Here is a 25572-nt window from a genome sequence, read left to right as displayed (position 1 = left end):
TTACTCCCTGAAAGTTGTGGTCAAGTAATGGCCGTTCTCAAAGCCTGAAACCTCGAGGATTTCCTCGACCCTGCGGCCGCCAGGGGTGCGCGCAATATGCACGATCAGGTGCGCGGCTTCCCCGATCAGAGGCTCGATCGGCCGGGGCGAGTCAGGATGCATGCTGATCAGGAGTGCCAACCTCGACAAAGCGGCTTTAGCACTATTGGCGTGCAATGTCGCTACTCCGCCCTCATGCCCCGTGTTCCAGGCCATGAGTAGATCCAGCGCTTCAGGCCCCCTCACCTCCCCCACGATGATGCGGTCCGGCCGCATGCGCAGTGTCGCGCGCACCAAGCGGGTCATGCTCACCTCCGCCGAGGTGTGGTACTGCACATGGTTTTGCGCGGTGCACTGGATTTCACCCGTGTCCTCGATGATGACGACACGCGTCAAGGGCTCGATTTCGATCAGGTGGTTGAGGATGGCGTTGACGAGGGTGGTCTTGCCAGAACCCGTGCCGCCGGAGACGAGGATGTTGGCGCGGGAGGCGACGGCTGATTTGATGCGCCCGCATTGCGCGGAGGTCATGATCCCGCCCGCAACGTAATCGTCAAGCGTGAAGACGGCGACTGCACGCTTCCTGATGGCGAATACGGCTGACGGAACCACGGGCGGGATCTGACCGGCAAAGCGCGAGTTGTCCAGCGGGAATTCGCACTCGATGGTGGGGCTGTGGCGCGTGAGTTCGCGCCCATGCATTCCCGCAACATTGCGGATGACGTTTTGCGCGAGCTCCGTGTCCATCGTGCCGAAACAGCGCATCGGCTCGCCCAGGCGTTCCTGCCACAGCCTGCCGTCGGCATTGAGCATGAGCTCGATGGTGCGCGGATCATGGAGGGCAGACAGGAAATCCGGGCCCAGATCGCGCTCGAGCTTTATCTTTGCCCGATTGTTAATAAGGTCCTGCTGTTCCCTTTGATCCATGCAAAGCTCCCACACTCAAGATTTATACGATATACCGAATATAGCATTTGTGCAATATTCAATTTATCGTTAAAGTGTGGGGGAGATTAGCGCGAAAAAACTGAGAGGGAAACTGTAAAATCTTACAGGGAATTCGGTTTATTACGCTTTTTGTGCGCCTTAGGGCCTTTTATTTTTTGCCTATTCGCTTCATCCCATTGCAGGGCCAAGAATGCTTGGTAATCCGTCATCACCGCACATATACGCTGATAACCGGGAGGCAAACTCTGAGGGGCCTTTCCACCAGCAAGTTCGTCAAGAGTTTTGCGATCCAGATCGGTGGACTCAAGAAGAGTTGGCAATGGAATATCAAGAGCCACGGAAATTGCTTCCATTGTTCGAAGGGAGGGATTGCTCCTTCCTTTAGCAACGTCCGATATGAAGGCAGTAGAGATTCCTGCACGTTCCGCAAGTTCTCTCTGAGAAATCTTGCGCTCATCGAGGACCCGAAGAACATTAGTAAAAAAAATGTCGTGGTAGATGAAATGGCGGGACATTATAAGTAGCTTTGTTATTTATGCCGCGTAAACGTTAGATTTATACCAGATTTTGAAAGACATACGAGCAAAGTAAACAGAATTTTATAAACACTTTCTTCAAGAAATAATCTTGCAAATGGCAAAATAGATATTGACAAAGTATTTACATGTCAACTACTCTAACAATACAAACAATGAAATGGATCAGACACTTCCTTCTCCAATCATATACAACGAGCAAAACTATGCAGATTTTGACAGTAGGCAATCAAAAAGGCGGAGTCGGAAAAAGCACTTTTAGTGTGCATCTTGCTTTCCGTGCGGCTGAACTAGGCTACCGTGTTTTATTAATCGATGTTGATGAGGGCGACCTATCGGAAGTATTCCCTGAAATCGAGGAAAATGACGGCACCGACTATCTCAAAGCCAGTCATTTATTTACAGGAGAAATCAAGGGACGGCAACCACGACAGGTTTACGAAAAAATCGCGTTGATAGAAGCCGATGTAGACGTCCTTGACGTGGACGATATGCCACTTGAAACGATTGAGCAACCCCGTCTATCTCTTGCTCAATTAAACGGCAACTACGATTTTTGCATTATCGATACTCCTCCAAATCTACAGCGACGAATGCTTGGCGCATTAGTTGCCTCACATGCAGTCGTTTCGCCCTTCAACATCTCCCCGTTTTCGTTTGCACGAATGCCCAAACTGCAAGCAACAATTGCCGGGGTAAAATCGCAATACAACCCTAACCTAAACCATCTTGGTTTCCTCGCCAACATGGTCAACAGCAAATCTGTCAACGAGGTTGAGGCACTCCCTGAATTACGTGAAGCGTATGGCAAGCTTATTTTTGATGAAGCGATCATTGCTCGTGCATGTGTAGCAACGGCCCTGGCTCAAGGCCACGCGGTCTGGCATCGAGCACGCAGCGGCAATCAGCGTGCATCTGCCAAGGAAATGCGACGAGCGTGCGATGCTGTCTTAACCCGTCTTGGATTTAAATTAATGGAGCCTTTGTCATGAGCGCATTTGGAACAAAAATCAGCAAGCTGTCCCAAATTCAGAAGCAGGGAGCAGCGGCATCACTACCTGGTGAGCGCATTGAGGAAATCGATCCTGCATTGATCGACTGTCTAAAACAGCTTCGCAGTGAGGATAATCCCGGTTTTACAGTTGAATCATTAACTGAGCTTGCCAATGATCTGAAACGCGATGGGCAGCATGAACCCGCCGTCTTGCGAAAAAATCCAGAGCATGCAGGCCGATACTTAATGGTCGCAGGTGAACGGCGTTGGCGTGCCTGTAAACTAAAGGGTCTGAAGCTTAAAGCAGTCGTTCGGGATATAACCGAAGAACAAGCGCGACGTACTCAGCGCGCAGAAAATATTCAACGTGAGAATCTGACACAACTGGAAATTGCAATAGCACTACGCGACGATAAGGAGCGACTTCAGACTCTCGATAAAGTGGCCGCTGAATGGAACAAGGGCATTAATTGGGTAGCCGAGAGAATCAAGTTTCTTGAGGTGGTTGAGACGGGTGGCGTAGCGAGCAAAGCTGTGATTGACCGTGTGACGGCCGACATTACAGCAGTCAATGACCTTGATCGATTGGAAAAAACCGATCCAGCTGCCGCTGAGAGCGTGATCGAGCAGGCGAAAATTGATCCAAATGCCAATGTGCGCAAGATGGTGCGAGAAAAGCTTCAAGGCGCCAAAAAGAATAAAAAGGAGCAACAACAAGAAGAAAATTCTCGCATGCGAGAAAAACATCGAGACACCAAAGCGAACGAAAAGGAGCAACAGGAAGAAAATTCTCGCATGCGAGAATTAGAAACTGCTGACGGAAGAATAAATGACTTCCATCAACCCGAACTTCACCCAGACGCAGTTTCGCATATTGCCGAAGCTGCAGAGCATTCACGCTCCATTTGTGAACAAATGAATCTCCTTTCCACGCTTCTGCAACAACGCCACGATGTACTCGATCTGCTTGGCGACACATTGCAAAGTGTAGTTCACGCACAAACTGAGCTCTATAGAATCTGCCACACCCTCGACACTTTGGCAAATCGCAAGTAAACAACAAACCGGCAGGAATGCCGCTAGCTAGAAGAGGATTTCATGCAACAAATGTTAGATAGCTATCGTATTCCCGCAGCTGATTTTGAGAGAGTTGCTCGAAATACACGGCTAAAGGAGAAAAGCGTAGTGATTGCTCGCGAAATATTGGTGGAGGGAAAAGATATGTCTGAGGTTGCTGCGCGATACCAGCTCACGCGCCAACGCGTAATGGCCATCCGCGACAAGTTTCATTCCGCATACCTTCGAAACTCCATGTTTCCCCCGGATTGGGTAAGAGCATCGGTGTGTGCTCCTCAAGAAATGCTCAATCGATTTCTTACCGAAGTGGAACGTGAACGGATCAAGTATTTTTCTCAGAACAGTTGACGCAAATGCGTTGTAAATGCGAAACAACCGCAGGGGCTTCTCAAGATGATACAAAAGAAGACTTTGGATCAAGCCATTGGTCAAAAAGAAGCTGAACAAGCTGAGACAAATTCGCCAGCAACCCCACCCCTAACGAGAAACCAGAAACGCCTGGTCAAGACTGCTGCAGAGATTGCTGGCGAGCGTCCAGATGATGATGATAGAGCCTACATGCACTCTATAATGTGCCAGGTAGGCTTACCTCGCTCCAAAGTAGAAGGTAATTCTTTTGAACGTTATTCCGGTGGCGCAGCATTATTGGTAGAAGCCGGAAAGTTATGGGATGGCAAGCAGTTTGTCCAACAACCAATCCCATACGGAGCAATGCCACGCCTAATGTTAGCCTGGATGAACACCTATGCCGTACGTTTCAACTCACCAGAAATTCCTGTAGGAGACAGTGCAAGCGAATTCCTACGGATGCTTGGACACAAAAATATTAATGGTGGCCGCAACGGAGTCTACACAACTTTCCGCAAGCAAGTACAAGCACTATCCGCATGTCGCATGACGTTAGGTTTTAACGCAAACGGTCGGGCCCACACTTACGAAGGCAAACCCATCAAGCATTTTGAAGCGTGGCTCAATACCGAAGAAAAGCAACGTCCCTTTTGGCCGGGATCAGTTACATTCTCTCAGGATTATTACCTCACCCTGAAGGATCATGCTGTACCTCTCGATCTACGCGCTTTTATGGCGCTGAAGAGTTCAGCATTAGCTCTGGACGTTTACACCTGGCTTGCGCAGCGCTTACATAGAATTCAGGGCAGACCAATAGTTCTGCATTGGGCTAATCTGCGCGATCAATTTGCGCAGGAATACCAAGGTAAAGATGCAGACAAAGATTTTAAAAAGAAATTTTTACCAGCATTACGCGCTGCTCTCTCAGTCTACCCGGAAGCCAAGGTAAAACAGGTTACGGGAGGAATCATGCTTATGCCGTCTCCTCCTCCAATTCCGTATAAGGGATTCTAGTATTCACAGAAGCTGATTGGAAACAAACTTAGATCATGGTGCGATCAGCACTATGCCTAATCCGACCCCCCTTATGATTCAGTGAATCGCCCCGGTTTTCGTGGAGGCTTTTTGGTTTAAGTTAAACTTCTACCGTGGCCTTTTGGGCCAGTTGCTGATAATAGTTTGCCTCTGCTTCAGCTGGCGGAATATAACCGACAGGTTCGAGTAACCGGTGGTGGTTAAACCAGGATACCCATTCCAGAGTCGCTAATTCCACCGACGCCCTGGTTTTCCAGGGCGCTTTGCGATGGATCAATTCAGCCTTGTACAACCCGTTGATTGACTCAGCCAATGCGTTGTCGTAGCTGTCGCCACGGCTGCCTACGGAAGGCTTAATACCCGCCTCTGGGCGAGACGTTCAGTGTAGCGAATGGAGAGACATTCAGACCCTCTATCGCTGTGATGTACCAGGCCTTCTGATTTCTCAGGTTGACGCGCATAGAGAGCCTGCTCGAGCGCATCGAGCACGAAGTCCGTTTGCATGGAGTTGCTGACGCGCCAGCCTACGATGCGCCTGGCAAACACATCAATCACGAAGGCCACATACAACCAGCCCTGCCAAGTCGAAACATAGGTAAAGTCTGAGACCCAAAGCTGATTAGGACGATTTGCTTTGAACTGCCGATTGATCCGGTCCAATGGGCAAGGCGCTGCCGTATCGGCAATCGTGGTACGTACAATCTTGCCACGTCGCGCACCTTGCAACTCCATGCGTTTCATAAGCCGCTCGACCGTGCAGCGTGTCACCCGCTCTCCTTCCGATTGAGTTGACGCCAGACTTTGTCAGCGCCGTAGACTTGCATATTGGCCTGCCAAACCCGCTCAATCTGTAGCAGCAGAATGTCATCACGCTTGGCACGCGCGCAACGCAATGCAGGATTCCTCTGCTCTGCGGCATAATGTCGATAGCCAGACGGGGCGATCTGCAGCAATTTGCAGATCGGCTCGACCCCCTAGATGCTCGATGCCGGTCGACGAAATCTCTCAGGACTTGAATCGACGGTCGAGCTCCGCCTGGGCGAAAAACGCGCTGGCCAGCTTCAGGATCTCATTGGCACGGCGCAACTCCCGGTTCTCCCGCTCAAGCTCCTTGACCCGTTCACGCTCGCTGGTAACACCGTTATGCGTTCCCATATCAACTTTATGCTTGCGCACCCATTCGTTCAAGGTTTGCGGTACACAGCCAATCTTGGGCGCAATCGATTCGATGGTGGCCCACAACGATGGATACTCGCCACGGTGCTCCAGCACCATGGGCACGGCGCGTTCACGCACCTCGGGGGGAAATTTGTTCTGTTTCTTCATGGCTCCATTCTCTCAGATATTGAAGCCTCTACAAAACCCGGGGCGGTTCACAGTGTGTATAACTCAGTGGGGTCCGTTATCTATCCACGCCTAATCAGACCCCCCCATCCATGCCTAATCAGACCCCTGAATTGACAAATATATGCCTAATTAGACCCCTCATTCATGCCTAATTAGACCCCCCCTAAACCGATAGGTTAGCCTTTAGGTTTTACCTATATATATCTCCGATAGTTGGAGCAGGGAAACTTGTGGATAAATATTCCAACTTGGAATTTCTTAAGCCTCACCAACATTCAGTACACCCTCATCTACCCTATGGACAACCCTGATGGAAAACCTGATGGACGATAAACCTTCGTCCACAAGATTTCCCACAGGGATTGCCCACAGGATTCCTAATCTTTAAAACCAATCTTCTCTGACGCGGCCTTCGGCCTTGCCTAAATCATTTTTTTATAATTTTTTCTTAAAAACTCGTGGTTTTACCCACGCTGTTGAGAACACAGAACAAAAGTAAAAAACTATTCATAAAATTCTCCAATAATCAAAAACACATATTGCTATTTCATATTCTTTATATACAATATATCGTATATTTACGCCTTTATTGTGAAAGGAGAAAACCATGAGTGCATCTCTAAATAGAGTAAATTTAATGGGAAATCTTGGTGCTGATCCAGAAATACGTTCTTCTCCGGATGGGACAACTGTAGCTACCTTTAATCTTGCTACTACGGAAGTATGGAGAGATAGGGAAGGTAATCGACAGGAAAGAACAGAATGGCATCGAATCGTGTTTTACAAAGCACTAGCCGATGTAACAAGGGACTATCTGAAGAAAGGAGCACTGGTATATCTTGAGGGAAAACTCAGAACCCATTATTGGGAAGACAAAGACGGCAAAAGGCGATTTACAACAGAAATAGCAGGCAACCTGCTTAGAATGTTAAACAAGCAACCCAGCAAGCATCCAGTGGATGGATCGACTTTAGATGAAGAAGTGCTGGAGTTCCATTCTGAAAAAAATTGAGCAAGCTAACAACCGATTAAAAAGGGCTGACAAAGGATTTTGAAATGAATGTTATTCCAATAAGGGGAAACCTCAACTATTCAAATCCACCCAGAGTTCATATGGGCAATAAAGTAGTATCAAGGTTCGTTAGCATTCTGTGGTTTCTGGTTGCATTTTTTTGGCCCGTATTACGTTGGTTGCTCGCTATGATGTTACTTTTCAGTTTTTCCGTATGCTGATTGGTTTTTCACGGTCCGGTTTATACTTTGACTGGTCTTTTTTTCTTCATTTTCTCCTCTACACCTGCATGATCTGTTTTGTTACATCAAAAAGATGAGGTAAATAATCATTTACGCGGCTTAAATAAATCCCCAGTTTTTGCTAGACTCATTTTGATTAAAAAGTAGCTGGGGATTTCTAGATGGTAAAAGCCAAAAAAAAAACAGATGATCAATCAAGCCGACATATCGCACCGTCTCTGAACGATTCCCGACAGGAATCGGTATCTACCTCACATAGTCCAATAGAATTGCCGCTGGATTTGATAGATGAAGATCCAAACCAGCCTCGAACCGTTTTCGATCCTCAGCTCCTTCAAGAATTGGCGGACACAATCCGCGACAGGGGCGTTAAAAACCCAATCTCAGTACATCTTAATACGGAGAAACCAGGTCGGTACATTATCAATGATGGGGCCCGGCGTTATAGAGCCTCTAAGATGGCAGGTAAAAAGTCTATTCCTGCGTTTATTGATCCCGATTTTACGAAAATAGATCAGATTATCGTCAATGCTCATCACGCTAACTTTACGCCGAGAGAATGGGCAATCCTGATAGATCAGGAAGAAAAAAAGGGAAAGCAACGGATTCAGATTGCCAAAGAATTGGGGAAAACCCCTCCATTTGTAACTTACTACAGTAATCTTCTAAAGCTGCCCGAGCCGCTCGCTGAAGTATTTAATTCGGGGCGGTGCGAAGATGTTTCTGCACTCACTCAGCTATTCACGGTATGGAAACTGTATCCTGATGATGTGGAAATATGGCTCGATGATTCAACTGTAGAGGTTACGCGCCACTCCATAAGGAGCCTACGAGACTTTCTGGATAGGCGCGCAAAGCAGGAATCCTCTTCCACGCTGGCTCCTCAAGAAATTCATTTAGAAGCAGAAACAACATCTCACGAGCGCAAACGGCGCACGACAAATCCTTTCAAGCTACGAAAGCCACTCGTACAGGTACGCATTGATGATCGGATTGGGTATTTACTTTACTATCGCCGTCCTTCCCGCTTCGGAAGAGCATGGATTCGATATCAGGATAGCGGGGAAGAGAAAGAACACGCAATGAATGACGTTCAGCTTGTCGGGCTGGCAGAGGGTGAGTAGTTTACGAAAGGGGAGGGGAGTGGAAGTATCAGCAAAGAAAGAGCGCATCCTTGTCATGAATGGGCAGCGTCTTCTCCAGCAGGAGCAGGGAGGAGAGTGGATTACGCAAAAGGTTTCCAAGGCCGGTCGCCTCAAGCCTGGAATCTATAATGCCTATCTCGCGAAGGATGTAGATCCCACTGTGCAGCACAACGGGATTGTGTTTCATGCAGATGAGACCTACGTATACCAGAAAACAGAACAGAATATTGTTCGGCATCTATTCCAAGTATTCGACTCCATCCCCGAATATGGCAAGCCCGTTTCCATTTCATATGAGCAGGGGAAAGCCCTTGTGGCGGACGCTGCTTTGAGCAAAAGCAGAAGATTGTCCCGCTAATTCATTACTACCCTGTATACCATAACACCGCTAGAGCTATGGCGAATCCAAGGAACGAAACTAGGAAGCTAATGCTGGAGGAGCGCTGCAAATGCCTGTATTCCTCCATCATCTTGCGGGCTACCATCTCATTTTCCATTCGTTGCAGACTGAAGAGACGTTTTGCTTCCTGTTCGAGGGCTAGACAGATGCTATTGGCGGCTTCGCGCATGGTTTGTTCCAGCCGCCCTGCAGCTTCATCCTGTAGCTCCTTTGAAAGTGTTCTCAAGCCCTTTAGGTGGTCGTTCAAGATCATCTTCTGAATACCTATAGCGGACTCCATCACCTGTCTGTTGATGGTATAAGTCATCAGGATAGGATCATCGCGTCCAACGGAGATACCATGACGAATAGCCACTTCTCGGATGATTTCATCAAGCGCATCACACTCCTGGGAAAGGCTATTCTTTTCATTACTATTCATGCGGGCGTCACCAAGCCGCTGAGCCCCCTATAAAGCTGGTCGCGCACAATCTTCAAACGCTGGCGCACCATGATCGGGAGTGAAGCGAGCTGTAAGGATTCCTCAAACGTGCGCCGCGCTCGCAACATCTCTGACAGGTCATGCCCATAGGTTTCACGTTTCAATGCAGGAATCTCAATTACGGCCGTCACCTGGTCGCGATAGTCTTTGCAGGCCTTCAGGTCTACGAAACGTTTTCCTTCATGTTCAATTAAGCCCCAGTAGGGGTTGAGCCATACTACAAACGACACATCTTGCGGAAACTGGGAAGCCATTTGCGCAAAACCACTCACCGTATCGCGCAATGCCTGGCCGCCTGTGATAACGGTATGCACCATCAACCGATGCCCGATTTCGTACAAAAGTGCCGGCACATGATTCGTAATGAGATAGTGCGACAACGGGACGAAAGAGCTTGCCCCGTTGTCGATGATGACATCCTGCTTAGACGAAGCAAGCAGTTCCACTAATGCATCGAAATGGCGAGGATTGATCTCGTCTCCTTCCATAATTTCAAGCTTATGGACATTGAGCGCTTTATATCCGTGGAAGGTTGCATTTACCGGATCTGTATCAATGCAGAGGGGTTTTTTCCCCATTGCATTCATGTATTGCGCAAGCACAGCGGCAATGAAAGATTTACCCACGCCGCCTTTTCCTTGCAGAATCATATGTACATTTGCCATCAGAGTATCTCCTCGTCTTTTAAAGGGGTTGAAGAAAAGGTGAAGCCAGCGGTATTTGCTGCGTGACGAGGCGGGGAAGGTGATTGATAAGCCCTCTTCGTCTTAGGTAATGCAGTTTCCTCTCGCTTGATAATCAGCCGATTGACTTGGCTGCAGAATGCGTTATAGCTCGTCGTTATCTTTTGCTCCGCGTGAAGAGTTTCCCAAATCTGATAGACCGTCCACCCGTCTTCGAGCGCATTGCGAATCTCATCGCGCTGAGCGAGGAACGCAGCAAGGTTGCGGGCATTCCTGCTGGATCTGTTGTCTCTGACTCGTACCGATATTCTGTAAGAAAGGTTGCTCATATTAGTTCAGTTTAATGAATTACTAACAATAATATATCGAACATTTATGTTGCACAACCGAAGTATTTTTGCTAACTTCAATACATCTTTGAAAGAATCCCGAAAGAATTCAGAGCACTGGAAATTTGTTCCGAAGAGAGTGAGGGCAAGATATGTGAAGTGGGCCTACCCGCAAGCGGCCATTCCCCCTTCACTTTTCCCTTTATTCGCACGGATGTGCTCAACGGGAATCTTGCCCTGCGGGGCAAACTGATTGGGCGCGGCTGCCGCCGCCGACAGGGGAGAGCATGGAACAGGAGCAGGAGCCCACGCGCAAGGGCAGTACCCCGATCAAGGTGTACTGCCTTCCCGAAGAAAAAGCGCAGATAGCGGAGAACGCGAAAGCGGCAGGCTTGAGCCTGTCTACCTTCCTGCTGCGCGTGGGTGCAGGCTTTGAGGTCCATACCGTGCTCGACTACCAGCGCATCGAGGAGTTGGCCAGGGTCAACGGTGATCTCGGGCGCCTGGGCGGATTGCTCAAGCTGTGGCTCACGAATGACGAGCGGTTGCGGGGCGTTCGGGCAGAGGAGTTGCGCACGCTCCTCTCCAGGATCGAGCGCAACCAGGAAGCGATACGCGCCATCATGCAGAAAGTCCTCACTCGATAGAGGAATAGGGGAGGGGAGGGATGCTTGCCAAGCACATTCCCATGCGGTCCGCCAGGCGCAGCAGTTTCAAGGAGCTTGTGGCCTACATCACGCACGCGAAGGACAAGGCGGTGAGGATCGGGGAAGTCAGGGTTACCAACTGCCACCAGCAGGAGGCGCAGGACGCCGTGCTGGAAGTGCTTGCCACCCAGCTGCAAAACCAGCGCGCCTGCAGCGACAAGACCTATCACCTCCTGATCTCGTTTCCCGCGGGGGAATCCCCTTCGACGGAGACCTTGCGCAGCATCGAGGACGAAGTCTGCGTTGCCTTGGGTTTCGGCGAGCACCAGCGCGTGAGTGCCGTGCACACCGACACCGACAACCTGCACATTCATGTGGGCATCAACAAGATCCATCCAAAGACACTTGCCATCCACAATCCCTATTGCGATTACAAGGCTTTGGGGGCCGTCTGCGAGCGTCTGGAGCACGTCCATGGCCTCATGCATACCAATCATCAAACGATCGCTCCTGGAGCCCGTAATCGCGCCCTGGACGTGGAATATCTGGCAGGAGTGGAAAGCCTGCTTGGCTGGATCCGGCGCGAGTGCCTGGAAGAGCTGCGCCAGGCGCAAAGCTGGGGGGAACTGCATGATACGCTCGGAAGAAACGGGCTTGCATTGCAGGAGCGGGGCAACGGGCTGGTCGTGCGTGACGAGGAAGGTCGAATGGTCAAGGCAAGCTCGATTGCGCGTGACCTCTCCAAGGCTCAGCTCGAAAAGCGCTTCGGTCCGTTTGATGCAACTGCTGCGCGGCTGCAGGCGAACCGGGGACAGAAGGGCCAGGTACAGAAAGTAGAGAAGGTGGACAGGGCGTATCAGCCACGGCCGATAGCGCGCGATTCCGGCACGGACGCGCTCTATCAGCGCTATCTCTCAGAACAGGCGCGCAGGCGCAGCGCGCGGGCGCAAATGCGGCAGGAGCTGCGCGCGCAGAAGCATTCCCTCGTGTCGCAGGCGAAGGACCGCGCGAGGATCAAGCGCGGACTGATCAAACAACTCGATTGCGACCGGCTCATGAAACGCATGCTCTACCGGCAGGCAGGCTTAGCCTTGCGCGAGGATATCGGAGCCATCCATGCCCGGCAGAGGGCAGCGCATGAGGAAAAATTCTCGCATGCGAGAGTCCTGTCCTGGTTTGACTGGCTTGCCGAGCGCGCGGCCATGGGTGACGCACAGGCGCTGGCGACCTTAAGAAAGCGGCAGCGGACTGCCCTCAGTCGGGCCAATAGCCGCGCCAATGCCCTGCTGGGCGTGCGGGAAGAGGTGGAGCAGGACAGGGCGCCGCAGGGGAGAAAGGATTTTGCGTGCCACGGCGGAATCGGGATGGATGGGATGAAGATCGACAGCGTCACCAGGCAGGGCACGCTTATCTATACCCAGGGCTGCGCGCAGGGCAAATCCGCCATCCGCGACAGCGGGCAGCGCCTGGAAGTCTCGGAGGCTATCCGCCAGGACGGGCTGGAAATAGCGCTTGCCATGGCGGTGAAGCGCTTCGGGCGATCCATCAAGATCGAAGGCGATGCGGCGTTCAGGAAGCGCGTCCTCTCCACGGCTCAGGCGCTTAAGCTCGATATCCGGTTCGACGGGATGAGGCAGGCAGAGTTGAAAGGAGAGCAGGGCAGGGCGGAAAAGGCAGGCGCAGCGGGGATACGATCAGCGGAAGTACGGTGCCAGGCATCTGAGGCATACGGCGCATCCGGCAGCGCCCCCACGGTCCCCAGCGCCGGCGAGACTGCGGCACGCCGCTATATCGCGGAGCGGGAAATGAAGCGGCAGAAAATCCCCGATATCCCAAACCATGTCCTCGGGGAAATGAAACCGAGCCTTAACATGCGCTACGCCGGCTGGCGCCGGGTGGACGGGCAGTTCCTGCTGTTGGCACAAATGAGCACGGAGGAAATAGCCGTGATCCCGGTGGGGGCGGATGTGATTGCGCGCATGTCGGGGTGCAAGCGGGGTGAGGCCATCGCCCTCGACAACGGGAATGCCTCGATCAGGAGGATTCAGGGGCTCGGGGAGCTGGAGACGAAAGGAATGCGGCGATGAAACCGGGAGGCAACAATGGCAGCGGCCCGCAAATCCGGGCAGACACCGCAAACCGCCCCTTCCTGATGGCGGCACTCTTTCTCCTGGTGCTGGCATTGAGCCTGGGTGCGGCCACGCAGTACTTCGCGCACGCATTCCAGTATCACGCTGCCCTGGGTGCCCATCAGAACTTTCTCTACCCTCCCTGGAAAATCCTGGAGTGGGCAAAGCTGTGGCCGGACCGTTATGGGAACGAGTTTTCCATGGCGGGAAGCGTGGCTTTGATGAGCGCATCCCTGGGGCTGATCCTGCTTCTGGCCTTGAAGCGGCATCTCACTGACAGCGGAAAGAACTCCTGGCTGCATGGCTCCGCGCGCTGGGCCGAGAAAAAGGACATCGTTGCCGCAGGGCTCTTGCCTCGCAACCGCTCATTTCTTGAGATGCTGAAAGGGCAGGGTGATGCTTCATCGCGTTCCACTGGCGTCTATGTGGGCGCCTGGATCGACAAAAGGGGGCGGCAGTACTACCTGCGGCATGAGGGGCCTGAGCATGTGCTCTGCTATGCGCCCACGCGCTCAGGCAAGGGTGTGGGCCTTATCGTGCCGACCCTTCTGTCCTGGGGCGAGAGTGCCGTCATCACGGATCTGAAGGGCGAGCTGTGGGAGCTGACTGCCGGATGGAGGAAGCAATATGCGGGCAACCGGGTGTTGCGTTTCGAGCCTGCCTCGATAAATGGTAGCGCCCACTGGAATCCGCTGGAGGAAATCCGGGTGGGTTCCGAATTCGAGGTGGGCGACGTGCAGAACCTTGCCACTCTGATCGTCGATCCGGATGGAAAAGGATTGGAGAGCCATTGGCAGAAGTCCGCCCAGGCGCTGCTGGTGGGGCTTATCCTGCACGCGCTCTACCAGGCCCAAAGTGGCGGCGGGACAACGCCATCTTTGTCGGACATCGATTCCCTGCTCTCCGATCCGAATCGCGACATTTCAGAATTGTGGATGGAAATGTTTACCACACCGTCTTCTGCTGGGGCGAACTACCGGATCGTGAATGCAAGTGGGCGTGACATGATGGATCGGCCAGAGGAGGAGGCAGGCTCGGTCCTGTCTACCGCCAAATCCTATCTTTCGCTCTACCGCGATCCTGTGGTGCGCGGGAACGTCAGCGACTCCCATTTCCGGATACGCGACCTCATGCACCACGATGATCCGGTCAGTCTCTTTATTGTCACGCGCCCCACGGACAAGGCAAGGCTGCGACCCTTGATCCGCATCCTGCTCAACATGATCGTGCGCCTGCTTGCGGACCGCATCGAATTCGAGGGAGGAAGGCCGAAGCCCGTGTACAAACATAGATTGCTGATGATGCTGGATGAATTTCCGAGCTTAGGACGGCTCGAAATCCTGCAGGAATCCCTGGCTTTCCTCGCGGGCTACGGCATCAAGTGTTATCTCATCTGCCAGGACATCAACCAGCTCAAGTCGTCGAGGACCGGCTATGGGCAGGATGAGTCCATCACCTCCAACTGCCACATCCAGAACGCCTTCCCCCCCAACCGGGTGGAGACAGCGGAACACCTTTCCAAGCTCACCGGGCAAACCACCATCGTCAAAGAGCAGGTGACAAAGGGGGATAAACACACCTCGCGCACCCTGCAGGAGGTGCAACGCTCCCTGTTGACCGTGGATGAGTGCCTGCGCATGCCAGGACCCGTCAAGGGGGTGAAAGACGGGAATGATGTGATCGAGCGCGCGGGCGACATGATCATTTATGTTGCGGGATTTCCCGCGATCTATGGGCGCCAGCCGCTCTATTTCCAGGATGCCATCTTCCAGAAGAGGGCGGAAGTGCCGGCACCCACGACAAGCGATCGGCTATCAGATCTGGTTTGAATAACACCTCATGGTGCTCTGGATTAGCCGCACATTCATCGGAGGGGTACTCGGTTTCCTGGTTGTGTGCCTGGTTTGCTTTGCCGCCGGCCTGCGGGTCAATACGACGAAGAGTATTCCAGTCGGAATTTACCGGTTGACAGACGCACCCGTGGGGAAGGGTGAATATGTGATTTTCTGTCCGCCACAGACAGCGCTGTTCGATGAGGCGCGTGAGCGCGGATACATCGGCGCCGGCTTCTGTCCGGGCGGTTACGGATACATGATGAAACGGGTTCTGGCGACGGAGAATGACAGGATTGTTTCGACGGATGAGGGCCTGAGAATCAATGGCAGCCTGTTGCCCTTAAGCAAGCCGCTTGAAACCGACAAGGCAGGAAGGATAATGCCGCGCTATTCGTTTAATCACTACCGGCTTGGCAAATCGGAATTACTGCTCATGTCGGATGTGAGCGGGACGTCATTCGACGGCCGCTATTTTGGGCCGGTGGATGCGGGGCAGGTGAGGGGAGTGATCCGGCCAGTAGTGACATTCTGATCCTGCAATGGGTGCCATTCTGTAGAGAAGCAGTTTGAGGTCATGCAATGGGCCATCTCATCAAGAACTGGCGGCCACTGGCAAGCCACGTGAACCAGAGCAGTATCCCTACCACTCCTGGAATGCTGGGCATACGGCGACAATTATGTTCAGCCGCTTCGTGTTACGACTTGCTCCTGATGTGGCTCGCGTCCTGTCAGACTATCCCGGGCTAATCGAGTTTTCCAAGATTAGCGGGGATACGTCTGTTGATAACTGCTTAAGCTTCTGTTTCAGAGAGAGTTATCTGCCCTGATTAAGATTGCGGCATCTATAAGATAAGAGATCGGGCCACTGTTAATTGCAGGTCGCTACACCTGTAAGGCAAGCCGAGCAGCGCGACCAGAACCAATCGGATGCTGGTCCGTTCCCATTTGACGGTGTGCGTTGTCATAATTGACAAAAGAGACAAAGGAGACTAGATTGTCTCCATCTGTTAACGGGAGCTATCCATGCCCAAGACCTTGGAATTCATTGCTAACCACCTGCCAAGGGTGACTTTGGATGAAGTACGCCGTTTCTCCAATACCGTCGAGATTCGGAATGCTCAGGCCTTTGCAGCCGAACTGGAAGCGTTCATGCAGGAACGCCTTGAGTCGATCGAACTCCCATCGTCCATGGAAATCGAAGTGGAGACGGTGGAGCAGACCTTGGCCAGGAAGGCTGCAGCGTTGCGTGCCGACATCAGCTGGGTACCGACCCAGACCGACATCCAGCGGGGTCGTGCCCTGTTGTTGGAGGCTTTTGAGCAGTCGCATAACCTGCCGCTACCTGACTTTGCCCGGCTGGCGAACAAGTCGCGCCAGCAGATCTACAAGGACATCGAAGCGCGCCGGTTGTTGGCGCTGAACGTGGGGCCGCGCGGCCAGAGGCTGCCCGACTGGCAGCTCGATCCGGTGAAACAGCAACTGACCCAGACCGTGCTACAGGCTGCGCTCGAGGTTGATGCCTGGACGCTGTACCGCGCCCTGTCCGAACCGCTCGAAGGATTGGCCGGGCGTTCGCCGGTGGAGGTGGTGACTGCCGATTCGGTCGATGCAGTGGCAAAAGCGGTCTTCAATGTGCTTGGCGTGCATTGACGGAAGGGTGGCATGGGCATCGAGCTTCCCACGCTGCGCATCGACTCACGTGAGTTACTTCAGCATGTGAGCCGAGTTGCCTACCGTGGTACGCCGCTGTACTACGGCCGCGATGGCACGAACCGCTATGACGACCCGGCCAAGAACTATGGTGTGCTCTACCTTGGCCGCGATCTGCCCACGGCATTGATGGAGTCGGTATTTCACAAACACCAGTGGGGCCAGGACACCAAACGCTCGATTACGTTGATTGAAGTCCAGAGCCGGCTGGTACGCGCGGTCGGTGTAGTGGACGCTCTGCAATTGGCGGACCTCACAGCCGCAGGCGTCATGGCAGGCTACTTTGGTTTGACCTTAGAGCAATTGGCCAGCCGTGACTACACGCACACGCAGCGGGTTTCCGCTCGGCTGCATGCGATGTTGGATGCCGATCACGTGCCGCTGTTCGACGGAGTACTTTATCCGTCGCGCAACAATTTTCCCTCTACCAGCATCGCATTGTTCGAGCGGGCACAGGGCAAGGTCAAGGTGGTCGACGACATCGATCTGCCCGAACATGTAGAGTGGCCAGGCTTCGTCGAGAAATACCGGATCGGCGTGGAATTCGATCCTGGTCCGCGTGCCAGAAAGAGGTAAAGACACGATTCGAGCTTTAAAGCGCAATGAGGGGATCGTTCTTGAGGATGGTATAGGCTCCATCCAGGTATTCCCGGTAGACCAGGGCGTTGAGCGTGCGCCGATCCACTTCTGCCTGGGGAATAGTGGCATCCTCATGCCCCATGTTCCTCATGCAGTCGAGACGGTGCTTGTGATGCTCCGCATCGTCCGGTGCAACGGGACTGTAATTGGGTATTTCCTCGATTTTTAGGTATATGTGTCGAGTTTGCATAGTCCCCGTCTCCTGTCAGTTCCAGCTTAACCTGATGCCTCATGATTAAAAAATAGTGGAGATTCAAGGGAATGCAAGGAGAAACAATTCAAGCAGGAAAATGGACTAGCCCCTGATTGGACTGGAGACAGCTGCACCAGTGGTCAGCCGAGGTTGGATTCATTCCCGAGAGATGGTTATGGGCAAAGATGATGCGCATTATGCTCCAGGTCGGCAGACGCAAAGCGAACTCAGCTGTTGATCAGGGGACCAAATAGCTTGTTGATCAGTGGACCAGATGTTAAGCGTTATTGGGAGCATTTTCGGTACGGCATTTTTGGCAATGAAAGGCCTGCGTTCGTTACATATCACATCCAAACACAGGAGCACTAGTCAGGGGAATTCCCTCTAATTCAGTTTTCCCCAATTGGCGTAGATAGGTCTGTTGATAACTGCTCAACCCCGTGACAGTGCAGGTAGGTTCTGCCCCGCTATACGTTTTATGATTACACTTTGAAGGAGTTCGAATTGCTGCTCATGTCGGATGTAAGCTGGGCATCCTTCGATAGCCGTTACTTCGGGCTGGTGGACGTGGGACAGGTGAGGGGTGTGATTAAGCCCTTGGTCACTTTTTGAGTTCCCATTTTTAAAAATGTGATGAAGAACTCTCAGTGTCTTCCATCCTCAAGTAAGCCCCATCGGTTTCTATTAGGCCCCGCAATCTCGTTGAGTTGCCCTCCCGCCAGATCGGGGTGCCGGGTGAGAACGGGGCCATCGATGAGTCCAATCCTGACTTCTGGGCTGCCACTGGTGCGTTGCATCAAGGCCGTAAGTTTCACGAGTTCGGTAGGGAGCAAAAGCGTTCTCCTGACTCGAAGTTATAACCCTCCGACGAAGGGTTAATTGCTTCAATTTAGGTGATGGAATTCAAGCGGTCAAAGTGGATTTTGATTGGGGCCTTCAACGGGCCGGAACCAGGGTGTCACATACCAGGGCTACGCCGTCTATCATCTTGCGATCGCCGCTGCCGTCGATGGTTCTGAGCGTCATGCCGGTTGCCAGCATCCCAGCAGGACACGATATCTCCTTCTCCCAGTCTTCATCCGGCGGCTCACGTTTGGAACCCGGGCAATGCGGGCGTTTGACGAAGGAGGTCAAAGACCGGTCACAGGAGACGGTTTTGAAGGCAGGAGCGTCCGGATCACAAATATTGAACTCACTGCCACCAGAAGAACCTTGCGTGCAAGGAGGCACGGCTACAGTAACGGTCTCCGCGCCAAGAATGCAGGCATCATAGTTGCCAATCAACGCTATACCTTTCATTTTGTTCCTGGCCGAGTTCATGCAAATCTGGACGCCAGTCACGAAGGCGCCACTCGGGAGCGAGGGGGTGAGCTGATCCCCGACTTTATGCCCCGCGCATTCCGAAAACTTTAACGATGATTGGGCTTCCCGGGTTGCCACGTCCCGATATTTGATTTCCATATAACATGGATCGTCAGAATCCTCACCGATCGTCACGCCATAGATCGCGCCATTCGCCGAGGCTGCCTTAGCCAAAGTCTTGTTTGTCGGCGTCTTGCCGGATGTAGAAGTGGGAACCGGCTTATTTAACAAATGCTGAACACCGCGGTCGGGTGTCGGACTCGTGGAACTGGATTTGCCTGGCAGTTTCTTTGGGCAGTCAGGGTCTTGCGCGCATGCCACCGCATTGCATACGCCATCCTGGCCGCAAGGAGGTGGACCGCTTGGGCTATCCAGCGCCGCTATCTCAACAACCTTTTTCGTCTGTCCCGCTGTCACGCTTCCCGCGCTGCTGGCGAGCAGCAGAATCCCCATCCAAATTATCGTAATCCGTTGGCAGCCCATAATTCTCTCCTCCTAAATCGTCAGAAAGCATTGATGTGGTCTCGCGATAACCTACGCTCGATACAATCCTTTATATGTACGCTACCGCACCCGTTTTCCAAGTCGTCCTTCCCGCTGGTTCGAAAGCGGCGTCCAAACATGATTAATTTTCCATCCCCAGGTTTAAACCACCGGCTTTAGCCGGTCAGCTTTAGCATCTCCGTGCGTTATTCCCCCTTGTTTTTTGGAAAGTGTGATCTATTTTTAATAGTGTTTCCTTACCCCTGACGGAAAAATGGTAAATGGCAGAATTTTCCCGATCGGCAAGGAAATACAGGCGAGCATGAAAAGAATCATCGGCATGAGAATAGGCACTTCCACTCAAGGGGGATGCTAATTGCCGGGTGTTGAAAAAGAGCTGTGGTCGCCTGCTCCAGGAGTAACTCCACCAGGAGGGAAGAAAGGGTCGGTTACGTGATCTTGTTAACTTAACTATTGGTGAGAGGAAAAAATGAAGAAATTAACTCATGCTTTTCTATTGGGAGCAGTACTGCTGGGCTCCACCGCTGTTATTGCCCAGCAACGTGAAGCTGGCGAAACGAACGGTGACCCGGCAAACCGTGCTGTAAACATTAACCTCGGCAGCACCGGAGGGGCGCTGGATAATTCCGCCCTGGTGAGAGTTCGCCGGGAGGTCGGCAAGGCCATTTCCTCAGAGGCTGTCGATACTTTCATCGTCTACAGCCCAAGAATCGGAGGCCCTATACCACGTGAAGGTGGCATCAGTGCCTGCGCGGAAGAAGGGTTCAGCGCGAAACCTAACCAGTTCAGGGAGTTTGTACACAAGTTGCGCGAGATTCGTCCACGGACAGGTACCTTCCTGAATGTTGAGCTTACAGACCAGTGTAAACCTGTTGGTTCCGGGACAGGGGAGAGGAACGTTTGTGGCGGCATTGCTGGAAAACGTTGTCCCGATGAAAAACAGTACTGTGATTTTGGGGTCGGTCAATGCAAGATCGCGGACGCGCAAGGCACCTGCAAGACAAAACCAAGAAATTGCACGCGCGAATTCCGGCCTGTTTGCGGCTGCGACGGAAAAACGTACGGGAACGCCTGTACAGCGGCAGCTGCAGGAGTATCAATCGACCACGAGGGTGAATGCAAGACTGAGCAGCAAGCGTGCGGGGGAATCGCAGGGATTCGATGCCCTGAAGGCAAGAAGTGTGTGGATGATCCGTCGGACGATTGCGACCCGGCAAGGGGCGGGGCTGACTGTAGCGGCATTTGCGTGAAGTAAATGCCTGAAATAGCAATCTGTGACTTGCTATTGTTTAGCCGACTGTACATCTGTTGATAATGCCGGGAACGCTCCCGCGTTCCTGGCCAAGGATCGAGCAAACATCATGAACTGGGATAACGAGAACTGGCGTTCACTCTGGACGCTTGAAATGATTTCCCGAGTCGCCGTGCATCAATCCGGTATCACGGCCAGAGTGGTACCCTCACCAGATGATCCAAGGAAAGACGGTATCTTGCTTGAAAATATGGCTAATGTGGATTGGTCACGCTGGGATCCGGACGAACTTGTCGACGAAGTAATGGCGCTCTGGTTGGAAGGAAATTTTGAGCGCGTTTGAATGCGATAGGTTTTTCGCGCGCGTGAAATATCCTATCAGCTGCTTTGCCGGTTTTTATTTACCGCTGCCGTTCACGGCGGCCTTTAGCGTTGCCCCCGGCTTGAATGCGGCAACCTTCGATGCGGCTATCTTCAATTCTTCCCCGGTTTGAGGATTACGCCCTGTGCGCTCGCCCCGGGCGCGCACTTCAAAAGTGCCAAAACCAGGGAGTGTTATAGGCTCCCCTTTTTGTAGCGTTTCCGAGATTGTCTCAAGCAGGGCGCGAACGCAGCGTTCAGCCTCTGCCTTGCTCGACCCGGTTTTTGCGGCGACTGCCTGGATGAGTTCATTTTTATTCATGGTTTGAGTCTCCGTTTTTTATGTTGCTGCACTTATTGCAAGGAAAAGGTCAGTTCCTATCGAAAGCTCTCATGGTTCTTAAGGGGGTTTTCTTTATTTCATTGGAGCGTCTGGTCCAGTCGCTGACGGTTTTCCTGGCCGTGTCAGAATCAATAACGTTCTCCAGAAATATCTCAGGAAAACTATAAAGATTCTCCCCGGTTTCTATCGAAAATAGCCAGCTTGCCGGGTTGTCGAACCCAGGACAGCCCTGAATTGTTACTGCCCTTACCTTTGCAGTTTCTGCGAGAGACCTGATGATGGGCCGAATGATGATGGGAAAGATGTCCAGGCAAGCCGACAGCCTGTCATAACTGAATCTCTTGTTGTTGTCAGAGTAAACCAGATGAAATCCACATTTCAGCTCTGTATCGTTACCGGAGGTAATAGCAAGGTGAATGCCGCGAATGCCTTTTCCGTAACGAACGCGAAGGGGGTCCTTTATGAAATCCTCGGCGAGCCTTTTTAAAAATCGCCTTATCCATTCATATAAGTCTTCAGTTATCAGTTCGGCAGGTTTTCTCTCAACTTCGGCAATGCCACTCGCGCACCCAACCTTTGCTATCCCGAGCAATGAAGCAAGTTGTTGTGGATCAAGAACAATCCGGATAACTTCATGAGCACTGTCGGCTCGTGTTTCTGAAGAATCTCGCTCCAGTTTAATTGCCACCCCTGCAATGGGGAAGTCCTGCCTGGATTTCTCCAACAAACGTTCAAGCGACGTATTGTCGTAATAGATATTAGCGGAAGCCATGATGGGATGGGATAAACAGAAAGTCTATCGCGATTCCTATCATGTAGGCGCAGAGAAGCCAATAAAAAAACGATATGGGAGTCCAATGCGAGGGGAACAAGAGGTTACAAGCTCTCCTGCTGTATCACTCGCTTTCGAATTGAGAGGGAATGTCGCGGGCATTATGCAATACGGGCACTAAAGCAATGCCATCCGTAACCAGTTCGTAAAACAGTATGTAACGGCTGACAGGAAAGCTACGAAGCCCAGTCATCAGTTATCACGGGCACGTCCCATCATGGGTTGGACTGCAAGCGTTCTCAGCTTACCATCAACGATATCGATGAAGGCATCAGCACGATCGATGCTGTCATCGGCAATATATTCCCAAATCTCAATCAGGTTTTCCTGAGCAAGCGGGCGCTTGTAGATGGCTGGCATTCACGCTTATACGGTGCGATTGGTAGAGGACCTTCTCCCCTTCGCCCGTGCCCCGGGAAGCGGACAACGCAGGCAGGGTTCTGCCCCGCTATACGTTTTCCGATTACACGCTGAAGGAGTCCGAATTGCTGCTCATGTCGGACGTGAGCTGGTCATCCTTCGATGGCCGCTACTTCGGGCCAGTGGACGTGGGTCAGGTGAGGGGCGTGATTAAGCCCCTGATTGTCTTCCAGGATTTCTTCGGTATTTTAGACAAAAAGCGTGATGAAGAACTCTCAGTCTCACAAGCATCCAGTTAAATACTGTAGATCCTCCGGGGAGCGTCAGTCGCGTTGTGATTTTCGCCAAAAGGGCAGGACAAAATAGTTTTCAGGCTGGCGGTCAACTGCCGTGGCGCGCCCAGAAGTCGGCCGGCGAAACAATAGGATACTGCTCAGCCAGGGCCAGCAGATCCTTGTCACCCGTAATGAGGTAGCGTGCCTGGGCGGTTTTTAGAGTAGCCAGCACCGGCTGGTCGGCGGGATCACGTAGGTTGAGGTCTTGCTCATTGCCAGGCTCGACCACATCTGCCAGAAACATGAAGCTGTCAATCAGATCCCTGATTTCCGCCGGACTCAACTTTGCCCTGGACAGCCGTGGAAGAATGCGAGCCACTTCATCCAGGATGTAGTGAGACAGCACAACATCCAGGCCTCCATGTCGCCAGGCCCCTACGATATGGCCCGGTATGCTGCCCGGATATGCGAGGCCCGATACCAGCACATTGGTATCCAGCACGACGCGCAATGCCGGCATCAGCGACGCTTTCGTTCTTCTGCAACCAGAGTATCGATCTCGGTCAAACCTTCTTCCTCGGGCACATTCCTGTATCTTTCAGCCAGACGATTGCTGAGCTCATCGAAGCGGTCATACATGCGGCGGATACGAGCGAACAGTTCCGCATCCACCAGAGCCGCCACCGGTTTGCCATCCTTGCTGATGACGATGCTGTCATTGCGGTATTGGACCTGATTGAGCATTTCCCCCAGATTCTGCCGGAAGTTCACGGCATTGACTTCAGTGATCATTCATCAACCTCTTATAGTAATAACCAATATGATCATTATGGTCTTAGGTGCGCCTGATGTCCAGATCACCCATCCAGAAGCCAAAAAGTAGCGGTTTACACGGGCGAAAAGGTCGTTGCCGCTCGAGTGTTTCTCGTTTAATTGGATACATACCGGAATTGGCGAAGTAGTTGCGGCACTCCGGGGGCCGGAGGGTTTCAATGATGCAGCCGAGGGCGGCCCAGAGAGCATTGAAGGATCGTTCGGCGGCTTTACCCAGGAGAGTTTTGATTTTGGACACAGAATTCCCTAATCTGTCGGGATTCATAAAGTTGGGCGTGAGATAGACGTAAATAGTAAGCATCTCATCCAGGGGAGCCTCCTGAAAGTGGCAATGGAGTTCCAGGGGGAGAACTCGTGCTTTTGCAGCATGATGGCTTTGCAAGCAGGACCCAGCTCGATATCATCCTCCTGGAACAGATCATCCACCAGAGGACGAGCTATCGGATGAGACTGGAGGAAAACCGGATCGACATACCGCCAGACCTCAATGAAACGAAGCTATAAAACCAAAACACAAAGCAGCCGCAAACCTAGACAAGGAGTAGGTTTGAGCCGTTTTTACAAGTCCTTTTTGCGAGCTGTTACCTCCTGCTGCTGTTCTTTCCTTGTTCCTTCCTTCCTTTCTTTTCTCCTTTCTTCCCTTCCTTTTCTCCTGCTTCTTTCCCCCTCTTTCCTCCCCATAGCTCCTTATGCGACGCAAAATTACGAAACGGGGGAATAAATGACCAAAAAACGCAGAAAAACGGGAACGTGAGATGCCCTGAAGATCGCGTAACCCAGTTTCCTGCTCCTGGCACTCATGAACAAAAAAACAGGAGGTTTCGGTTGAGGTAGGTTCAGGAAGTGAGGCATAGAAATTAATTTGCCTGCCGGGTAAGAAAAACGCTTTACCTGGCAGATAAAAGAAGGCGAAGTTTTTCACTTTAGACCAGTACTGATTCTGAAGTGGAGTTATATTTGGCGTAGTTATTGTTCTTCTTACTGCCAGATGAGGTCGTGACAACTACAATTTATCAACTTATGTCGCCAGTGGAGCGAGGAGCAGGTGAACCATTACATTGACCTGCTGACCGCGGCCTTTACCGAGCTCACAGGCCGCTTCGGTCTGTGATCATATCCGCCCAGCTTATCACCGTTATGTTAGACGCATATGATCTATTTTCATATTACATATCAGTCCACTCAGGGTTCTAACCACCCGTCAAACTGTGAAAATTAAGTTCGGAAAGCCGGAGCCATGATCCCCTATACCCGATCGAGCCGATTAATAATCGGCTTGGCTGTCTATACCTTATGCGCCTGCCTGGCCCAGGCAGAAATCCTGAGGGGCAAAGTCGTCAAGATCGCGGATGGCGATACCCTGACCCTCCTTGACAGATCAAAACAACAGCACAAGGTAAGACTTATAGGCATCGATGCGCCCGAGCGCAAGCAGCCCTTTGGCACCGTATCCCGGCAGAACCTGGCCACGCTGGTATTTGGCAGAACCGTTGCAGTGGAGTGGCACAAGCAAGACCGCTATCAGCGTGTTTTGGGAAAAGTGCTGTTGGATGGACAGGACGTCAACCTTAAGCAGATCAAGGTGGGACTGGCATGGCATTACACACAGTATGACAAAGATCTGCGGCTGGCTGATAAGCAGCTTTATGCCGAGGCTCAAAAGGCAGCCAGTCTCAAGGGC

General features: G+C 52.1%; 34 protein-coding genes, 1 pseudogene and 1 other annotated feature. Of the genes and pseudogenes, 19 read left to right on the top strand and 16 right to left on the bottom strand.

Features of this window, described 5'->3' with window-relative positions; translation table 11 throughout:
- Together trbB and C8R21_RS12725 are read right to left on the bottom strand one after the other, a co-directional pair.
- Positions 1-966: a P-type conjugative transfer ATPase TrbB gene (gene trbB / locus C8R21_RS12730; protein WP_107763041.1), complete on the bottom strand. Its 966-nt coding sequence runs from the start codon at positions 964-966 to the stop codon at positions 1-3.
- Positions 967-1088: 122 nt separating this feature from the next.
- On the bottom strand, positions 1089-1502 hold the full coding sequence (locus C8R21_RS12725; RefSeq protein WP_258192401.1) for a transcriptional regulator: 414 nt from the start codon (positions 1500-1502) through the stop codon (positions 1089-1091).
- Positions 1503-1729: 227 nt separating this feature from the next.
- Between C8R21_RS12725 and C8R21_RS12720 the strand changes: the two genes are divergently transcribed.
- From C8R21_RS12720 to C8R21_RS12705, 4 genes are read left to right on the top strand one after another with little or no spacing between them, the layout of a single operon-like run.
- The gene (locus C8R21_RS12720) at positions 1730-2515 is read left to right on the top strand and encodes a ParA family protein (RefSeq protein WP_107763040.1); all 786 of its coding nucleotides are present in this window, start codon (positions 1730-1732) and stop codon (positions 2513-2515) included.
- Complete coding sequence (locus tag C8R21_RS12715) at positions 2512-3573, top strand: ParB/RepB/Spo0J family partition protein (RefSeq protein ID WP_107763039.1); 1062 nt, start codon at positions 2512-2514, stop codon at positions 3571-3573. Before C8R21_RS12720 ends, C8R21_RS12715 begins: the two co-directional genes overlap by 4 nt.
- Before the next feature lie 42 nt (positions 3574-3615).
- Positions 3616-3942: a TrfB-related DNA-binding protein gene (locus C8R21_RS12710; protein ID WP_074748480.1), complete on the top strand. Its 327-nt coding sequence runs from the start codon at positions 3616-3618 to the stop codon at positions 3940-3942.
- A gap of 45 nt (positions 3943-3987) precedes the next feature.
- Positions 3988-4956, top strand: a complete 969-nt coding sequence (locus C8R21_RS12705; RefSeq protein WP_107763038.1) for a replication protein RepA — start codon at positions 3988-3990, stop codon at positions 4954-4956.
- A gap of 121 nt (positions 4957-5077) precedes the next feature.
- Here C8R21_RS12705 and C8R21_RS12700 read toward each other — a convergent pair.
- Positions 5078-6303 (bottom strand): annotated as a pseudogene (locus tag C8R21_RS12700) (IS3 family transposase).
- Positions 5913-6028, bottom strand: a sequence feature (AL1L pseudoknot). Its footprint overlaps the pseudogene before it by 116 nt.
- Positions 6304-6931: 628 nt before the next feature.
- Between C8R21_RS12700 and ssb the strand changes: the two are divergent.
- From ssb to C8R21_RS12685, 3 genes are all read left to right on the top strand, one after another.
- Entirely contained in the window at positions 6932-7336 is a 405-nt protein-coding gene (ssb, locus tag C8R21_RS12695) for a single-stranded DNA-binding protein (protein WP_107763037.1), read from the top strand.
- A gap of 403 nt (positions 7337-7739) precedes the next feature.
- Positions 7740-8702, top strand: a complete 963-nt coding sequence (locus tag C8R21_RS12690) for a ParB/RepB/Spo0J family partition protein (protein ID WP_107763036.1) — start codon at positions 7740-7742, stop codon at positions 8700-8702.
- A gap of 19 nt (positions 8703-8721) precedes the next feature.
- The gene (locus tag C8R21_RS12685) at positions 8722-9081 is read left to right on the top strand and encodes a KfrB domain-containing protein (RefSeq protein WP_258192400.1); all 360 of its coding nucleotides are present in this window, start codon (positions 8722-8724) and stop codon (positions 9079-9081) included.
- Positions 9082-9088: 7 nt separating this feature from the next.
- Here the strand turns inward: C8R21_RS12685 and C8R21_RS12680 are convergent, their stop codons facing one another.
- The 3 genes from C8R21_RS12680 to C8R21_RS16705 are packed head-to-tail and all read right to left on the bottom strand — an operon-like array spanning position 9089 to position 10616.
- A complete protein-coding gene (locus C8R21_RS12680) occupies positions 9089-9544 on the bottom strand; it encodes a hypothetical protein (RefSeq protein ID WP_107763035.1) in 456 nt (151 codons plus the stop codon).
- Positions 9541-10269 (bottom strand): nucleotide-binding protein, encoded by a 729-nt coding sequence (locus C8R21_RS12675; protein ID WP_107763034.1) that lies wholly within the window; start codon positions 10267-10269, stop codon positions 9541-9543. Before C8R21_RS12675 ends, C8R21_RS12680 begins: the two co-directional genes overlap by 4 nt.
- On the bottom strand, positions 10269-10616 hold the full coding sequence (locus C8R21_RS16705) for a TraK family protein (protein WP_107763033.1): 348 nt from the start codon (positions 10614-10616) through the stop codon (positions 10269-10271). Before C8R21_RS16705 ends, C8R21_RS12675 begins: the two co-directional genes overlap by 1 nt.
- Before the next feature lie 287 nt (positions 10617-10903).
- Between C8R21_RS16705 and traJ the strand changes: the two genes are divergently transcribed.
- The 6 genes from traJ to C8R21_RS12640 all read left to right on the top strand — a co-directional run bounded on the left by traJ (position 10904) and on the right by C8R21_RS12640 (position 17513).
- Positions 10904-11263 carry a conjugal transfer transcriptional regulator TraJ gene (traJ, locus tag C8R21_RS12665; RefSeq protein ID WP_107763032.1) on the top strand — a complete coding sequence of 120 codons (360 nt, stop codon included), beginning with the start codon at positions 10904-10906 and terminating at the stop codon, positions 11261-11263.
- Positions 11264-11283: 20 nt separating this feature from the next.
- Positions 11284-13350 (top strand): TraI/MobA(P) family conjugative relaxase, encoded by a 2067-nt coding sequence (gene traI / locus C8R21_RS12660; protein WP_107763031.1) that lies wholly within the window; start codon positions 11284-11286, stop codon positions 13348-13350.
- Entirely contained in the window at positions 13347-15221 is a 1875-nt protein-coding gene (locus tag C8R21_RS12655) for a type IV secretory system conjugative DNA transfer family protein (RefSeq protein ID WP_107763030.1), read from the top strand. Before traI ends, C8R21_RS12655 begins: the two co-directional genes overlap by 4 nt.
- Before the next feature lie 10 nt (positions 15222-15231).
- Positions 15232-15759 carry a conjugative transfer signal peptidase TraF gene (gene traF, locus C8R21_RS12650; protein WP_107763029.1) on the top strand — a complete coding sequence of 176 codons (528 nt, stop codon included), beginning with the start codon at positions 15232-15234 and terminating at the stop codon, positions 15757-15759.
- Positions 15760-16250: 491 nt separating this feature from the next.
- Positions 16251-16877, top strand: a complete 627-nt coding sequence (locus tag C8R21_RS12645) for an integrase (protein ID WP_107763028.1) — start codon at positions 16251-16253, stop codon at positions 16875-16877.
- Between the two features lie 12 nt (positions 16878-16889).
- Positions 16890-17513, top strand: coding sequence for an RES family NAD+ phosphorylase (locus C8R21_RS12640; protein WP_107763027.1), 624 nt, complete (start codon positions 16890-16892; stop codon positions 17511-17513).
- Between the two features lie 16 nt (positions 17514-17529).
- Here C8R21_RS12640 and C8R21_RS12635 read toward each other — a convergent pair whose 3' ends face one another.
- Positions 17530-17766: a hypothetical protein gene (locus C8R21_RS12635; RefSeq protein ID WP_107763026.1), complete on the bottom strand. Its 237-nt coding sequence runs from the start codon at positions 17764-17766 to the stop codon at positions 17530-17532.
- A gap of 492 nt (positions 17767-18258) precedes the next feature.
- Here C8R21_RS12635 and C8R21_RS12630 point away from each other — a divergent pair, with 492 nt between their 5' ends.
- Positions 18259-18381 (top strand): S26 family signal peptidase, encoded by a 123-nt coding sequence (locus C8R21_RS12630; protein WP_107763025.1) that lies wholly within the window; start codon positions 18259-18261, stop codon positions 18379-18381.
- A 32-nt stretch (positions 18382-18413) separates the two neighbouring features.
- Here the strand turns inward: C8R21_RS12630 and C8R21_RS12625 are convergent, their stop codons facing one another.
- A complete protein-coding gene (locus tag C8R21_RS12625) occupies positions 18414-18602 on the bottom strand; it encodes a hypothetical protein (RefSeq protein ID WP_219906665.1) in 189 nt (62 codons plus the stop codon).
- Positions 18603-18705: 103 nt separating this feature from the next.
- On the bottom strand, positions 18706-19614 hold the full coding sequence (locus C8R21_RS12620) for a hypothetical protein (protein WP_107763024.1): 909 nt from the start codon (positions 19612-19614) through the stop codon (positions 18706-18708).
- Between the two features lie 490 nt (positions 19615-20104).
- Here C8R21_RS12620 and C8R21_RS12615 point away from each other — a divergent pair, with 490 nt between their 5' ends.
- Together C8R21_RS12615 and C8R21_RS12610 are read left to right on the top strand one after the other, a co-directional pair.
- On the top strand, positions 20105-20890 hold the full coding sequence (locus C8R21_RS12615) for a Kazal-type serine protease inhibitor family protein (RefSeq protein ID WP_107763023.1): 786 nt from the start codon (positions 20105-20107) through the stop codon (positions 20888-20890).
- A 106-nt stretch (positions 20891-20996) separates the two neighbouring features.
- Complete coding sequence (locus C8R21_RS12610; RefSeq protein WP_107763022.1) at positions 20997-21230, top strand: hypothetical protein; 234 nt, start codon at positions 20997-20999, stop codon at positions 21228-21230.
- A gap of 54 nt (positions 21231-21284) precedes the next feature.
- Here C8R21_RS12610 and C8R21_RS12605 read toward each other — a convergent pair whose 3' ends face one another.
- From C8R21_RS12605 to C8R21_RS16145, 4 genes are all read right to left on the bottom strand, one after another.
- Entirely contained in the window at positions 21285-21569 is a 285-nt protein-coding gene (locus C8R21_RS12605) for an HU family DNA-binding protein (RefSeq protein ID WP_107763021.1), read from the bottom strand.
- A gap of 49 nt (positions 21570-21618) precedes the next feature.
- The gene (locus C8R21_RS12600) at positions 21619-22362 is read right to left on the bottom strand and encodes a hypothetical protein (protein WP_107763020.1); all 744 of its coding nucleotides are present in this window, start codon (positions 22360-22362) and stop codon (positions 21619-21621) included.
- A gap of 124 nt (positions 22363-22486) precedes the next feature.
- Entirely contained in the window at positions 22487-22615 is a 129-nt protein-coding gene (locus C8R21_RS16500; RefSeq protein WP_258192399.1) for a type II toxin-antitoxin system RelE/ParE family toxin, read from the bottom strand.
- Positions 22615-22782 (bottom strand): type II toxin-antitoxin system RelE/ParE family toxin, encoded by a 168-nt coding sequence (locus C8R21_RS16145; protein ID WP_219906664.1) that lies wholly within the window; start codon positions 22780-22782, stop codon positions 22615-22617. The genes C8R21_RS16500 and C8R21_RS16145 overlap by 1 nt, the downstream gene beginning before the upstream one ends.
- Positions 22783-22829: 47 nt before the next feature.
- Between C8R21_RS16145 and C8R21_RS12590 the strand changes: the two genes are divergently transcribed.
- Positions 22830-23081, top strand: coding sequence for a S26 family signal peptidase (locus C8R21_RS12590; RefSeq protein ID WP_107763019.1), 252 nt, complete (start codon positions 22830-22832; stop codon positions 23079-23081).
- Between the two features lie 82 nt (positions 23082-23163).
- Here C8R21_RS12590 and C8R21_RS12585 read toward each other — a convergent pair whose 3' ends face one another.
- Positions 23164-23577 (bottom strand): putative toxin-antitoxin system toxin component, PIN family, encoded by a 414-nt coding sequence (locus tag C8R21_RS12585; protein ID WP_107763018.1) that lies wholly within the window; start codon positions 23575-23577, stop codon positions 23164-23166.
- On the bottom strand, positions 23577-23849 hold the full coding sequence (locus C8R21_RS12580) for a type II toxin-antitoxin system Phd/YefM family antitoxin (RefSeq protein WP_107763017.1): 273 nt from the start codon (positions 23847-23849) through the stop codon (positions 23577-23579). Before C8R21_RS12580 ends, C8R21_RS12585 begins: the two co-directional genes overlap by 1 nt.
- Before the next feature lie 396 nt (positions 23850-24245).
- Here C8R21_RS12580 and C8R21_RS15940 point away from each other — a divergent pair, with 396 nt between their 5' ends.
- Positions 24246-24395 (top strand): hypothetical protein, encoded by a 150-nt coding sequence (locus C8R21_RS15940; RefSeq protein WP_181258938.1) that lies wholly within the window; start codon positions 24246-24248, stop codon positions 24393-24395.
- Here C8R21_RS15940 and C8R21_RS15685 read toward each other — a convergent pair.
- Complete coding sequence (locus C8R21_RS15685) at positions 24376-24813, bottom strand: hypothetical protein (protein ID WP_146162489.1); 438 nt, start codon at positions 24811-24813, stop codon at positions 24376-24378. The genes C8R21_RS15940 and C8R21_RS15685 overlap by 20 nt on opposite strands.
- A 315-nt stretch (positions 24814-25128) precedes the next feature.
- Here C8R21_RS15685 and C8R21_RS12570 point away from each other — a divergent pair.
- A partial coding sequence (locus C8R21_RS12570) for a thermonuclease family protein (RefSeq protein ID WP_107763015.1) occupies positions 25129-25572 on the top strand: 444 nt, incomplete at its 3' end.

Origin of the sequence: Nitrosospira multiformis, from assembly GCF_003050865.1 — a bacterium.
GTDB classification, from domain to species: domain Bacteria; phylum Pseudomonadota; class Gammaproteobacteria; order Burkholderiales; family Nitrosomonadaceae; genus Nitrosospira; species Nitrosospira multiformis_E.
The sequence above is the reverse complement of the archived record's forward strand: the minus strand, read 5'-3'. Positions and strand labels throughout refer to the sequence as shown.